Source organism: Amycolatopsis sp. MtRt-6, assembly GCF_017308975.1.
Taxonomy (GTDB): domain Bacteria; phylum Actinomycetota; class Actinomycetes; order Mycobacteriales; family Pseudonocardiaceae; genus Amycolatopsis.
In genome coordinates, this window is the sequence record NZ_JADWPD010000045.1 from 42,534 (window position 1) to 55,866 (window position 13,333).

Annotated in this window: 12 protein-coding genes and 1 pseudogene; 7 read left to right on the plus strand and 6 right to left on the minus strand. The window is 70.4% G+C overall.

The annotated features are described in order from the left end of the window. The first annotated feature begins 124 nt into the window (after window positions 1-124). The 4 genes from I4Q55_RS45250 (at window position 125) to I4Q55_RS45265 (ending at window position 4,380) form a co-directional block, all read left to right on the plus strand. Window positions 125-1,675 carry an AAA family ATPase gene (locus I4Q55_RS45250; RefSeq protein ID WP_206797031.1) on the plus strand — a complete coding sequence of 517 codons (1,551 nt, stop codon included), beginning with the start codon at window positions 125-127 and terminating at the stop codon, window positions 1,673-1,675. After that, the gene (locus I4Q55_RS45255) at window positions 1,675-2,685 is read left to right on the plus strand and encodes an NAD(P)H nitroreductase (protein ID WP_206797086.1); all 1,011 of its coding nucleotides are present in this window, start codon (window positions 1,675-1,677) and stop codon (window positions 2,683-2,685) included. The genes I4Q55_RS45250 and I4Q55_RS45255 overlap by 1 nt, the downstream gene beginning before the upstream one ends. Before the next feature lie 69 nt (window positions 2,686-2,754). Continuing rightward, a complete protein-coding gene (locus I4Q55_RS45260) occupies window positions 2,755-2,940 on the plus strand; it encodes an SHOCT domain-containing protein (protein WP_206797032.1) in 186 nt (61 codons plus the stop codon). An 81-nt stretch (window positions 2,941-3,021) separates the two neighbouring features. Further along, entirely contained in the window at window positions 3,022-4,380 is a 1,359-nt protein-coding gene (locus I4Q55_RS45265) for a wax ester/triacylglycerol synthase family O-acyltransferase (RefSeq protein WP_206797033.1), read from the plus strand. Here I4Q55_RS45265 and I4Q55_RS45270 read toward each other — a convergent pair whose 3' ends face one another. After that, complete coding sequence (locus I4Q55_RS45270; RefSeq protein WP_206797034.1) at window positions 4,381-5,910, minus strand: WS/DGAT domain-containing protein; 1,530 nt, start codon at window positions 5,908-5,910, stop codon at window positions 4,381-4,383. Between the two features lie 159 nt (window positions 5,911-6,069). Here I4Q55_RS45270 and I4Q55_RS45275 point away from each other — a divergent pair, with 159 nt between their 5' ends. Next, window positions 6,070-7,329 (plus strand): NAD(P)/FAD-dependent oxidoreductase, encoded by a 1,260-nt coding sequence (locus I4Q55_RS45275; protein WP_206797035.1) that lies wholly within the window; start codon window positions 6,070-6,072, stop codon window positions 7,327-7,329. After that, the gene (locus tag I4Q55_RS45280) at window positions 7,326-7,964 is read left to right on the plus strand and encodes a DUF998 domain-containing protein (protein WP_206797037.1); all 639 of its coding nucleotides are present in this window, start codon (window positions 7,326-7,328) and stop codon (window positions 7,962-7,964) included. Before I4Q55_RS45275 ends, I4Q55_RS45280 begins: the two co-directional genes overlap by 4 nt. Window positions 7,965-8,001: 37 nt before the next feature. Here the strand turns inward: I4Q55_RS45280 and I4Q55_RS45285 are convergent, their stop codons facing one another. Continuing rightward, a complete protein-coding gene (locus I4Q55_RS45285; RefSeq protein ID WP_206797038.1) occupies window positions 8,002-8,817 on the minus strand; it encodes a slipin family protein in 816 nt (271 codons plus the stop codon). Beyond that, window positions 8,814-9,692: an ATP-binding cassette domain-containing protein gene (locus I4Q55_RS45290; protein WP_206797040.1), complete on the minus strand. Its 879-nt coding sequence runs from the start codon at window positions 9,690-9,692 to the stop codon at window positions 8,814-8,816. The genes I4Q55_RS45285 and I4Q55_RS45290 overlap by 4 nt, the downstream gene beginning before the upstream one ends. Window positions 9,693-9,855: 163 nt before the next feature. Here I4Q55_RS45290 and gap point away from each other — a divergent pair, with 163 nt between their 5' ends. Then, window positions 9,856-10,866, plus strand: coding sequence for a type I glyceraldehyde-3-phosphate dehydrogenase (gene gap / locus I4Q55_RS45295; protein ID WP_206797042.1), 1,011 nt, complete (start codon window positions 9,856-9,858; stop codon window positions 10,864-10,866). 53 nt (window positions 10,867-10,919) lie between these two features. On the opposite strand, the pseudogene I4Q55_RS45300 reads toward gap, so the two are convergent. The 3 genes and pseudogenes from I4Q55_RS45300 to I4Q55_RS45310 all read right to left on the minus strand — a co-directional run. Further along, a pseudogene (locus I4Q55_RS45300) lies at window positions 10,920-11,213 on the minus strand (group 1 truncated hemoglobin); the annotation flags it as partial. A 10-nt stretch (window positions 11,214-11,223) separates the two neighbouring features. Then, a complete protein-coding gene (locus tag I4Q55_RS45305; protein ID WP_206797044.1) occupies window positions 11,224-12,504 on the minus strand; it encodes an NAD(P)/FAD-dependent oxidoreductase in 1,281 nt (426 codons plus the stop codon). Window positions 12,505-12,529: 25 nt separating this feature from the next. Next, window positions 12,530-13,189: a CBS domain-containing protein gene (locus I4Q55_RS45310; RefSeq protein WP_206797046.1), complete on the minus strand. Its 660-nt coding sequence runs from the start codon at window positions 13,187-13,189 to the stop codon at window positions 12,530-12,532. Between the last annotated feature and the right edge of the window lie 144 nt (window positions 13,190-13,333).

The window sequence follows — 13,333 nt, forward strand, 5'->3', positions numbered from 1 at the left end:
GCGGCGAGTCAGGTGCCCGCGGTCCCGGCTTGCGGTGACTTTCGTCCCCGGTCCGGGACTTCCGGCTCCCGACCGGTGACCTAACGCCCTTCGGCGACACGTGCCGACCGGCGATCCTCGGGACATGAACGCGCCTTGGGCCGATGTGCACGAAACCCACATCGGTGCGGTCTTCCTCGTCGGGGACCTCGCCTACAAGCTGAAGAAGCCGGTCGACCTCGGCTTCCTCGACTTCACCGCCCGCGAGACGCGGGAGCGGGTGTGCCACCGGGAGGTGGAACTGAACCGGCGGCTGGCACCCGACGTCTACCTGGGCGTCGCCGACGTCACCGGCCCGGACGGCGCGGTGTGCGACCACCTCGTGGTCATGCGCCGGATGCCCGAGGATCGCCGGCTGTCGACGCTGGTTCGCGGGCACGAGCCGCTGCACGTGACGATCCGGCAGCTGGCGCGGCAGCTCGCCACCTTCCACGCTCGGGCCGAACGCGGCCCCGGGGTCAGCGCCGACGAGAACCGCGACGCGGTCCGGAGCCGGTGGCGCGCGAGCTTCGAGCAGGTGCGGCCCTTCCACGGCGAAGTGCTGGACCCGGCCATGGCGCTCGAGATCGAAACCCTGGCCGAGGACTTCCTCGCCGGCCGCGAGGCGCTGTTCGAGCGCAGGATCGCGGAGGGACACGTCGTCGACGGCCACGGTGACCTGCTCGCCGACGACGTCTTCTGCCTCGACGACGGTCCCCGCGTGCTGGACTGCCTCGAGTTCGACGACCACCTCCGGCACGTCGACGTCCTCGACGACGTCGCCTTCCTCGCCATGGACCTCGAACGGCTCGGCGCGCCGGAGCTGGGCCAACAGCTGCTCGCCGACTACCGTGAGTTCGCGGGTGACCCCGCTCCCCCGGCCCTGGTACACCACTACCTGGCCTACCGGGCGTTCGTCCGGGTCAAGGTCGCCTGCCTGCGCCACGCCCAAGGCGACACCGAAGCGGCTGGGCTCGCGGGCGAATACGCCGAACTCACCCTCGAGCACCTCCGGCGGGGACAGGTGCGGCTGGTCCTCGTCGGCGGAGAACCAGGCACCGGCAAGTCGACGGTCGCCGGCGGGCTGGCCGACCGGCTCGGCGCGACGCTGCTGCAGTCGGACCGGCTGCGGAAGGAACTGGCCGGGCTCGTCCCGGTCAGGCGGCCCGCCGAGGGCTACCGGCAAGGCCTCTACGACGACCACCACACCGACGCGACCTACGCCGAACTCGTGCGCCGAGCCGAGCACCTGCTCGCCTTGGGCGAGACCGTCGTGCTGGACGCGTCTTGGAACGCCGCCCGGCACCGCGAGCTCGCCGCCGAGACCGCCGGACGGACGAGCAGTCTGCTGGTCGCCGTCCACTGCCAGGCACCGGAAGCGACAGCAGCACACCGGATCACCGGCCGAGCGGACACCCTCTCCGACGCCACCCCGGACATCGCGCACCGGATGACCGCCGACGCCGACCCCTGGCCCGAGGCACACCCGCTCCCGACCACCGGCGCGCCGGCCGAATCGGTCGCGCGTGCCCTGGCCTGGCTGGCGCCGGGGCACCGAAAGTCCCCGATCCAGAGGCATTCCGGCCCTGCTGCCGACGAGCTGGGCGATGCGAGGCTCGACTCAACCGAACACCCGGACCACGAGGAAGGCCGATGATGGAGCGAGCATTTCCGGACGAGTTCACCGTCAGGACCGCGGTGGCGATGGCCGTCCGCGCGCCGTCGGTGCACAACTCCCAACCGTGGTACTGGCGGATCGGGCACAGCTCGCTGCACCTCTACGCCGACCCGGACCGGCTCCTGCACGAAACCGACCCGGACGGCCGTGACCTGATCCTCAGCTGTGGCGCCGCGTTGCACCACCTGCGGATCGGCTTCGCCGCGCTCGGCTGGACCGCCGAAGTGCACCGGCTGCCCAACCCCGGCGAGCCCGACCACCTCGCCGCCATCACCCTCGGGCAGCACCAGCCGACGCAGGACGAAGTCGCGATGGCGGCCGCGATCCCCCGGCGGCGCACCGACCGGCGCCGGCACAGCTCCTGGACGGTGCCCCGCGGGCACGTCGAAGCCATGGCCAAGGCCGCGGCGCTGGAAGGCACCGTGCTCCAGGTCGTCGAGAACTCCGCGCGATACCACCTCGCGACCTCGATCGAAGAGGCTTCCCGACGGCACGGCGACGATCCCGCCTACCGCACCGAGCTGGCGGCCTGGAGCGGCCGTCACGTCTCTCCCGACGGCGTCCCGGCCCGCAACACCCCGGCACCGGACGACACCCCGGGTGCGCTGCGCGCCCGCCCGTTCGCCGACCCGCTGCTGACCCAGCCGCCCGACGCCAAGGCCGAGGACGACGAGACCGTCCTGCTGGTCCTGAGCACCGCCTCCGACGACCGGATGTCGCGGCTGCGCGCCGGCGAAGCGACCAGCGCCGTGCTGCTCACGGCGAACGCGTTCGGCCTGTCCTCGTGCCCGCTCACCGAGCCGCTGGAACTGCCCGACGTCCGCGAGACGGTGACCGAGCGGGTCACCGGCGGGTCGTACCCGCAGATGATCCTGCGCGTCGGCTGGGCCCCCGCCAACGCCGACCCGCTGCCCGCAACCCCGCGCCGTCACCTCGCCGACGTGCTGCAGCCGCTCGAAGCGGCCCCGAAGCATTTCCAGGCCCACTAGGAAAGGAGCCGGTCATGCCGTACTGGCGCTACCCCACCACCACGATGGCCTGGGCGGGGGGGCATCGGCATGCTCGTGCTGATGGCGCTCGTGCTGGCCGCTCTTGTCGCCCTCGTCGTCGTCCTCGCCCGCAGGGCACCGCAACCGCCGACGCCGGGCGACACCGCCCGGCGGATCCTCGACGAGCGGTTCGCCCGCGGCGAGATCGACCAGGAGGAGTACGAACGCCGCCGTGACGCCCTGGCCCGAACGTAAAACACCGCCACGTGCCCGCGCCGACCGCCTCGTCCCGGCGGCCGGCGCGGCCCTTGGTGGGTGACCCATTGAGAGGACGTCATGGACCGCCTGAGCCCGCTCGACGCAGCCTTCCTCGAGATCGAGGACGAAGACCCCAGTGCGTCCCTTGCCATCGCCTCGATCGCGATCGCCGAAGGACCCGCCCCGGAGCAGGAGGAGTTCGTCGCCGCCGTGCGAGCCCGGCTGGCCGGCATCCCCCGATACCACCAAAAGGTCCGCACGGTGCCGTTCGACCTCGGCCCGCCGGCCTGGGTCGACGACCCCGCATTCGACGCAGGGGCCCACTTCGGCCGGATGGCGCTGCCCGAACCGCACGACGAGCAGGCACTGTGCGAACTGGTCGCCCTGCTCATGGGCCAACGGCTGGAACGCGACCGGCCGCTGTGGGAGTTCTGGGTCATCGAGGGCCTGCCGGACGGGCGCTGGGCGATCCTGGCCAAGGTGCACCACGCGCTGGCCGACGGGCTCGCCGCGACCCGGCTGCAGACGATCCTCTTCGGAGACACACCCGCGCCCGCTCGATGCGAGGAAGCACCCGATCCCGGCTCGGCCAAGCTGCTGCTGGACTCGGTGGGTTCGATCATGCGCGCACCGTGGGATCAGACGCGTCTGATCGCCCGTGAGCTGCTGCACCCGAACCGGCTGGCTCGCCGCGTGAGCGATGCCGCCCGCGGCCTCGCCGCGCTGACCTCCGCGCTGCTGCCCGCATCGCCGACTCCGCTGACCGGACCGCTCGGCCGCGACCGCCGGTACGCCACCGCGTCGGTGGCCCTGGCCGATGTCAAGGCCGTGGCGAAAGTCTACGAAGTCACGGTGAACGATGTCCTGCTGGCCGCCGTCGCCGGCGGATTCCGGGAACTCCTGCTCCACCGCGGCGAAACACCGGCCGCGGACAGCGTGCGGACCTTGGTCCCGGTGTCCGTGCGCACCGGAACCGCCCTCGACAACGAGGTCTCCCTGCTGCTGCCGTTGCTGCCGGTCGATCTGAGTGACCCGGTGCAGCGCCTGATCCGGGTGCACCACCGCCTGAGCACGCTGAAGGCGAGCAAAGAGGCCGACGCCGGCGCGCTGCTGACCTCGACCGCCGCGCACGAGCCGTTCGCACCGATCGCCTGGGCCATCCGGGCGGCCACGCACCTGCCGCAGCGCAACATCGTCACGGTGACGACCAACGTGCCCGGTCCGGTCGAACCGCTGTCCGCGCTCGGCCGCCGGATCCTCGAGATCTACCCGTACGTCCCGATCGCGCTGCGGGTCCGGACCGGGGTCGCGATGCTCAGCTACGCCGGCCGGATCACGTTCGGGATCACCTCGGACGCCGACACCGTCCCGGAGACAGGTGTGCTTGCCAAGGCGATCGAGCGGGAGGTCCAAGCCCTGCGAGCCGCGGTCCGGTGATCACCGGATCGCGGCGAACTCCGCGGCCAGCCCGGCGACCAGCGCCTCCGGATCCGGGATGAGCTTGCGATCCGTGCCGAAGCCGAACCGGACCTGGCCGGCGTAGCTGAAGATGCAGATCGTGATCGCCTGTCGCCCGCTGCACGGCGCCCAGCCGACGACGCCCTCGACCTCGGCACCGGCCAGCGTCATCGGCGCTCGCGGGCCGGGCACGTTCGTCAAGACCCCGACCGCCTTGCCGGCGAAGAACCGGCTCAGCGCCAAACCCAGCGGTGCCGGGCTCTGCGCGATCGCGTACTGCATCCCGAACGTGAGCACCGGTTCGTAGGAGTCCCGGATCCGGGCCACCCGGCGGTGCACCTCGGCGAGGCGCTCGGCGAACGTCCGGCGCCCCAGTGGCAACTGGGCCAGCACGAGCGAGAAGTGGTTGCCCAGCGTCGCGGGTAGTTCGTCGTCGAACGACGACAGGCTCACCGGAATCAGCCACCCCAGATCGGACGGGTCCGGACGGGCGGTGCCGTGGGCGGTGAAGTACCGGTCGAGCGCGCCGGCGACCAGCGCCGTGCAGACGTCGTTGACCGTCGTCCCGGTTTCGTGGCCGATCCTGGCGAGCTCGGCCAGCGGGATCGGCTCGCCCCACGCCGCGGTCTTCTCGACCCCCGGCTCGCCGTCCCACAGCCCGGTCGCGGTAGACGGCCCGAGCAGGTCCGCGGCGCCGGTGGCGCTGTGCCAGACCGTCGTCGTGGCGCCGGCGACCGTGTCGACCACGCGGCGTGGGCCGCCGACCAGCGCCGAGGCGAGGAACCCGGCGACGGCGCTGGTGGCGCCCACTGTCGCGGTCGCTCCCAGTATCGGCAGGGCCACCGCGGTTTCCAGTACGGGGTGCACGCGGGCCGCCTGCTGCTGGGCCTTCGCGCCCGTGTCGCCGAGCGCGCGCAGGGCGGCGGCACCGAGCCGGGCCACCGGCTGTGCCACGGCTTCCCGGTGTGGTGCCGCACCGCCGACCTTCGCGTGCGGGGCCGCGGCATCGCCGTCCACCGGGTCCAGAAGGCTGAACAGCACCTGCGTCAGCCGGATCCCGTCGGCCATCGCGTGGTGCGTGCGGCAGACGAGCGCGCTGCCACCGCGGTAGCCCTGCAGCAGATCGATGGTCCACAGCGGACGATTCAGGTCGAGCGGGGTGCTTCGCCGAGCAGCGACGAAGTCCTCGAGCGCCGCCTGGTCCGCGGGTGCGGGCAGCTCTTGCTCCACCACGTGCTTCCCGAGGTCGAAGCCGAGATCGGTTTCCCACGTGACCGGTTGTCCCGGGCCGCCGTGCCGCACGGCTCGCTGCAGGTACACCGGGTACCGCGCGAGCAGCCGGTCCGACACGAGCGACCGCAGCCGGGTCACGTCCACCGGTGTCGTGGTCCACAGCACGGACGTGACGATCATCAGGTTCTCCGGCCGGTCCAGATGCAGCCACAAGCTGTCCTGCGCCGGCATCCGCCGATGCGGCCCGATCAGTTTCCGCGTATTCCACACTGCCATCGCCCGCTCCTGTCGCCCTCGTACCACTCTGCAACCCCGCTGCCATCGGGAAAAGGGCCGGAAGTCACCCTCGGGCAAGGCGGAGTGCCCTGCCCTCGACGATCCCTGCTTCGGCATGGTCAAGACCTCTGCCGAATCACCGAAGCATCGGAGGAATTCATGTCTCCCACCCACGTCGTCGTGCTGGGTAGCGGGTTCGCCGGCCTGGAGACCGCGTTCTCCCTGCGCGCGCTGGCGAACCCCGACCGCGTGCAGCTCAGCGTGGTCTCCGATCGGGACGACTTCCTGTTCCGGCCCAACAGCATCTACCTGCCTTTCGGAGCGGCCGAGGCGCCGCTGCACGTGCCGTTGGGAACGGCGTTGCGGCGTAGGGAAATCGCCTCACACATCGCGACCGCCGAAGGCATCGATACCGAACGTGGCGTCGTCCGCACCTCTCGCGGACCGGTCCCCTACGACAAACTCGTGATCGCCACCGGCGCCGCGATGCGCCCGGAGGAGGTGCCCGGGCTCGCCGAGCACGCCCACACGGTCTGGTCCCCCGGCCGGCTGCACGCGCTGGGCGAACAGCTGCAGTGGGTGGTCCAGCACGCGGCCCACGGCCGGCTGCAGCGAGTGCTGTTCCTCGTGCCGCCGGGGAACAAGTGTGCCGGCCCCCTGTACGAGATCGCCCTGATGCTCGACACCTGGCTGCGTCGCCGTGACGTCCGCGACAACGTCCAGCTCGCGTTCACCACGTCCGAGCAGAACTACGTCCAGGCATTCGGTCCCAAGCTGCACGACGTCGTCGCCACGGAGTTCTCGACGCGCGGCATCGACGGCCGCACCGGCGCGGTCCCCGACAAGGTCAGGGAGCTCGAAGTCGCCTACACCGACGGCACCACGCAGGAGTTCGACCTCCTGGTCGCGTTCCCGCCCTACGTCGCGGCCCAGCGTTTCGAGGGACTGCCCGCCGACGACCGTGGCTTCCTCACGTGCGTGCCGAGCACGCGTGAGGTGGTCGGGTGTCCTGACGTCTACGCCCCCGGCGACGCCGGGGACTTCCCGGTGAAGCAGGCGTTCCTCGCGTTGCTGCAAGCGCAGGCCGTCGCGGGCCAGATCGCCGCCGATGTCGGTGCGCACCTGCCGGGAACCGGCTTCGAGCCGGTGAGCATGTGCGTGTTGGAGATGTTCGACAAGGCAACCTTCGCGCAGGTCCCCCTGTCGGTCACCGGCGACCCGGTCCGCCCGGTCGTCGTCGATCCGGAGGCGCTCGACGCTTACCGAGTCGGTACTTCGGCGGCTTGGCGGCTGGGCAAGAAGGCCCTCGGTACGTATGTCCCGGGGCGGTTCCGCGCCGGGCTGCCGGTGCACGCGGGCGCCGGCTGGGACACCATGGCTCTCGGCTTGCGCGGCGCGACTCGCTGGCTGGCCCGGTGACTCGGCGCCCGCTCCTGGTTCCGGTCGCTGTCGCGGCGGTTGCGGTGTACATCGCCGGGGACGTGCTCTCGGCTCTGCTGTACGACGGATACAGCTACACGGACCAGGCGATCAGCGAGCTGAGCGCCTTCGGCTCGCCCGTCCGGCCGCTGATGGTGACGGTCATCGCCATCCACAACGTCCTGTTGCTCGCGTTCGGGATCGGCGTCCTCCGGGTGTCCCGGAGCAGAAGTGTGTGGTGGATCGGCGCCCTGCAGATCGCGGAGTTCGTCCTCGTGGGCATCGCGACCCACACGTTCTGGGCGATGAGTTCCCGCGGCCGCGCGCCGGGGTTCAACGACACCATGCACATCGCTTTGTCGGGCGTGTTCAGCTTGCTCGTGGTGACGATGATGATCTTCTCCGCCGTCGCCTTCCCGGGCTGGTTCCGCCGTTACGCGCTGGCGACGACGGTCGTGGTCGTCGGCTTCGGCATCGCGTCCTCGCTCGCGATGCGGGGGCTCGAGCGGAACGACACCCCGTGTGCCGGCGGCTTCGAGCGGATCAACGCCTACGCCTATTTCGCCTGGCTCGTGGTCTTGGCCGTCATGGTGACCCGCCGGGCTTCCGGTATTCGTGATGGCCGTTTCGAGTGACGCTGAGTCACTCGAAACGGCCATCACGGCAACGGGTTCACCGAGGCGCCGGAACCGCAGCTTCGCCGTTGGGGACCACAGCCGCCGGAGCGGCAGCGGCCGCTTCGCGGGCCAGGAACGTGCCCAGCTCACCGATCGTGCTCATCAGCGGCGCCGGGAACACCACCGTGCTGTTGTGGTCGACGCCGATCTCCATCAGCGTCTGCAGGTTGCGCAGCTGCAGCGCCAGCGGGTGCGCCATCATCGTGTCCGACGCCGAACCGAGCGCCGCCGCGGCCTGGGCTTCACCCTCGGCGTTGATGATTTTGGCTCGCTTCTCCCGCTCGGCCTCGGCCTGCTTGGCCATCGCCCGCTTCATCGACTCCGGCAGCTGGATGTCCTTCAGCTCCACCAGGGTCACGTCGACGCCCCACTCGGTAGTGGTCACGTCGAGGATCTGCCGGATGTCGGAGTTGATCTTGTCGGTCTCCGCCAACGTCTCGTCCAGGGTGTGCTGGCCGACGACCTTGCGCAGCGTCGTCTGCGCGATCTGGTCGATCGCCGCGTAGACGTTCTCGATCGCGACCACCGACTTCGTCGCGTCCACCACCCGGAAGTACGCCACCGCCGAGACGTCGACGCTGACGTTGTCGCGCGTGATGATGCCCTGCGACTGGATCGGCATCGTGACGATCCGCAGGGACACCCGGCGCAGCACGTCGATCACCGGGATGATGAACCGCAGTCCCGGCTCGCGCACCCCGACCACCCGGCCCAGCCGAAACAGCACCCCCCTCTCGTACTGCTTCACGATCCGGATCGACAGCGCCAGCAAGACGATGACGACCGCGGCGATGATCAGCCAGACAGTCATGAGGCCACTCCTTCCACTCGTCCGCTCCAGCGGTCGGAGCGGCCCGCGGTCATCAGGCCGACGACCGTTTCCTTGGTCAGCTCACCGGTGGCGTACACGCCCGCCATCCGGCCCAGGTACAAAACCGCGATCCGGTCGGCCACGTCGAAGACGTCGTTCATGTTGTGCGACACCACGACCACACCCAGGCCGCGCTCGGCCAGCCTTCCCACCAGCTGCAGCACCACTTCCGTCTGCTGCACGCCGAGCGCCGCCGTCGGCTCGTCCATGATCACGAGTTTCGAGTGCCACAACACGGCTTTGGCGATCGCCACCGCCTGGCGCTGACCGCCGGACAGCGATCCGACCGGCTGCCGGACCGAGGTCACCGTGGTGACGCCGAGGCTGTGCAAGGTCTCCTTCGCCGCCAGTTCCATCCGGTCCTCGTCGAGCACCCCGTGCCGCAGCTTTTCGCGGCCGAGGAACATGTTCTGCACGACGTCGAGGTTGTCGCAGAGTGCGAGGTCCTGGTACACGGTCTCGATGCCGAGCGCGGCGGCGTCCCGCGGACTGCGGATGCGCACGGACCGCCCTTCCCAGGTGAACTCACCGGCGTCCGGCACGTGGATGCCGGCGACGCACTTGATCAGCACGGACTTGCCGGCGCCGTTGTCACCGACCAGTGCGGTCACCTGGCCGGCCGGGATGTCGAGGTCGACCCCGGCCAGCGCCTGCACCGGCCCGAACTTCTTGGTGACGCCCTGGACGCGCAGCAGCGGCGTCCCAGCCGGTTCGGCGGCATCCGGAGCCGCTGCGGACTGTTCGGCGATGGTGGTCACGGCCGGCTCAACGTCGACGCCGGCCACGATCCGGCCCGTTGCGGTTCCTTCCGTCATCGCTGCTCCTCCCGCGGTGCCGACTCCTTCGATTGCCAGCCAACGCCTTCCGGCCGTCCGGCGAAGCTGCCGTTCTGCCCGACCTGCGAGGACCAAGGGCCCTACGCACGAGGACGCGCGGTGCAGACCATCGAAGGGAACAAACGATGACAGGGAGAGACCCATGACGGTAACGCTCGGGATCAACGGCTTCGGCAGGATCGGGCGGGACATCCTCCGGTGTGTGCTGGAAACGCCGGACAGCCCGATCGAAGTGGTCGCGGTCAACGACATCACGTCCCCGGAGATGCTGGCGCACCTGCTCGCGCACGACTCCACCTACGGGCGGCTGCGCACGCCGGTCGAGGTCGTCGACGGCCAAGCGCTGCGCGTCGGCGACCACCTCATCCAGGTGAGCTCGACCGCGGACCCCGCGCAACTGCCGTGGGGCGAGTACGGCGTGGACGTCGTCGTCGAATCGACCGGCAAGTTCCGCACCCGCGAAGCCGCCGGCGTGCACCTGGCCGCCGGAGCGAAGAAGGTCGTGATCTCCGCGCCCGGCAAGGACGTCGACGCGACCATTGTGCTCGGGGTCAACGAAGGCGACTACGACCCCGCGAACCACCACATCATCTCCAACGCCTCCTGCACGACCAACTGCGTCGCGCCGATGGTGAAGGTGCTGCACTCGGCGTTCGGCATCCGGCGCGGCCTGCTCACCACGATCCACAGCTACACCGGCGACCAGGCCCTGCTGGACCGGCCGCACAAGGACCCGCGCCGCGCCCGCTCGGCGGCGGTCAACGTGGTACCCACGAGCACCGGTGCGGCCAAGGCGATCGGCTTGGTGCTGCCGGAACTGGCCGGCAAGCTCGACGGCGTCGCCGTGCGCGTCCCGGTCGAAGACGGCTCGCTGACCGACCTGACGGTCGAGCTCGAGCGCCCAGTGACGGCGGAGCAGGTGAACCAGGCGTTCGCCGAGGCGGCCGACGGCGACCTGAAAGGCATTCTGCGCTACGCCGAAGCCCCCATCGTGTCCCGCGACATCATCGGCGACCCGGCGTCGTGCGTGTTCGACGCGGAGCTGACCAAGGCCGACTCGCACCTGGCGAAGGTGTTCGGCTGGTACGACAACGAGTGGGGCTACGCGACCCGCACGGTCGAGCTCGTGGAGCTGATCGGGCGATCGCTGTAGCGGCCGCTGCCACGGGTGCCCGCCGGTGACCCGGCCCGGCGGGCGCCCGTTCCTCATGCCGGTGTGACGATGTCCTCCGACAACGGCGCGACGGCGCCGATGATCGTCTCTGTGGTCTCCTCCGGCACCCCGGCGGCCAGGAGGGAGTCCGCGAGGTACTTCGCCACGAGGTCGAAGTGGTGCTGGGCAATGCCCCGGCCACGGTGGACGTCCTTCATGGTCCGCCCGCGATACTCGTCAGGCCCGCCGAGGGCCGCCGCGAAGAACTCGACCTGCATCCCCTTCAGCCGGAGCATGCTCGTCCCGGTGAAGAACGGGGCCAGCTCCGCGTCGTCGGCCAGGACCCGCTCGTAGAAGTCAACCGCGGGTTAGATCGTTCTCACCGCGGAGCTGCTGTCGGTCGATCGGGACCGGGAACTGCTTGCCCGCGCGTGGCATCGCACTCGACAGGCCGGGCAGGTCCCGCCCGGGCAGCATGGTGTGCCAGTAGATCCACGGGAACATCAGCCTGCCGAGGTGGTTGAGCCGCGACTCCTTCAGCAACGGCAAACCCGTGTCCGCCGGGTAGTGGCCGGGCAGCGGCTCCGTGTCGTAGTTGAAGTCGATAAGGAGCGCCTTGCCGAACCCGCTTTCGACGAAGCAGTTCGCGTGCCCGTCGAAGCTTCCGTCGAGTTCGCGGCCGTCGAGGAACTGACCGACGTTGCGGGCCAGCACCGCGCCCGCGAAGTGGGTTGCGGAGCTCACCTTGGCAGTGGGCAGCGAGGCTGCGTCCCCCAGAACGAAAACGTTGTCCCGTACCGTGGAACGCAGGGTGTGCTCATCGGCGCGGACGAAGCCGAACTCGTCGCCGAGGCCCGGCGATCGGTCCACATAGGACGCACCACCGTGTAGTGGGACGACCACCGCCTGGTCGAAGGCGACTTCACGACCGTCGTAGGAAACGAGCCGGTTCCGGGTGCCGTCGACTTCGCCGGTGTTGAACCCGGTCACCAGCCGCACGCCCTTGGCTTCGAGCAGACCGGCCAGTGTCCGCGCGGCGACCGGTTTGGTGAACGCGGCATCGAGAGACGTGACGTAGGTCAGCTCGACCTGGTCGCGGACGCCCCGCTCGGTGAAGTACCAATCGGCGAGGAAGCAGAACTCCAGCGGCGCGAGCGGGCTCTTGACCGGAAGGCCGACCACGTTCACGACAAGCCGGCCGCCGTGGAAAGCTTCGAGGGCCGACGCCAGACCGACGGCGCCGTCGAGGTCGTAGAAGGTGTCGACGTGCGAACGCCAGCCCGGGCCGGTCAGCCCGTCGGTCTCCTCCGGCAGCAGCCGCGCGCCGGTGGCGATCACCAGTACGTCGTAATCGAGGGTCGTGCCATCCGCCAGGTGCACCCGGTCGGTGTCGATGTCGACCCGCCCGACTTCTCCACGGTGGTACCGGACCCCGTCGATCAGCTGGCGCGGGCGCGACCGGACGAGGTCATCGGCGTCGGCCATGCCGAACGGCACGAACAGCAGCCCCGGCTGGTACACGTGGTCGTCGTCCTGGTCCACGACGGTGATCTCCGCGCCTTCGCCGAAATCACGGCGGAGACGGTTCGCCGCCAGGGTTCCGCCGGTGCCGCCGCCGAGGATCACGATGCGCTTCATCGCCGGCTCCGTTCGTCGAGGGTCCTCAGCGCGGCTGGGTGGCCGCCCCGTCGTCCTGCAGGTACTTCAAGCGGTTGCGTACCGCGATCACGCCCGGCACTGCCTCGGTCAGCCATTCCGCGCGCTCCACCTCGCTACGCCGGTCGATCACGCCGCTGAGTGTCACGACACCGTCGTCGACCTGGACCCCGGCCGCCGAAAGGTCCGCCCAGATCGACCGCTGCAGGACTTCACGCTCGACGGTTTCCTTGATCTCCTCGTCCGGCCGCAGGAAGGCGCACAGGACGTCTCGGCGCGCGAGAACGCCCACGAGATGACCCGCGCCGTTCACGACGTAGAGGCAGCGCAGGTTCGCCTCCACCAACCGCCGGGCCGCTCCTGCCACGGGTTCGTCCTTCGCCACGGTGGGCACGCGGCGGGTCATCAGCTCGCGCGCGGTCAGGCCTTGGGCCTTGGTCCACACGCGCAGCCGCCCGAGCCCGCGCTCACGCCGGGCGTCCCGGCCGTGGCGAGCCAGCAGATCTGCCTCACCGACGACGCCGATCGGGCGCCGGTGCTCGTCCACCACCGGGATCGCCGCGATGGCGTGCTCGGCCAGCAAGGCGACCAGCTCCTTGAACGACCTCCCGGGACCGGCCGACACGACCGGCCGGCTCATCAGGTCGGACACCAGCGGACCACGCATGACTGCACCTCCGTCGGAAACACTTCTCCGGCCACGGTAGGAGCCGGCAGGTGGTTCGCGCGGCAGGCTACGGTCCCCGGCCGAGAGGCCTTTCGCCCCTTTGCGCCGGGGATTCCGATGCCGTTGCCTGGAAGCCCGATGAGA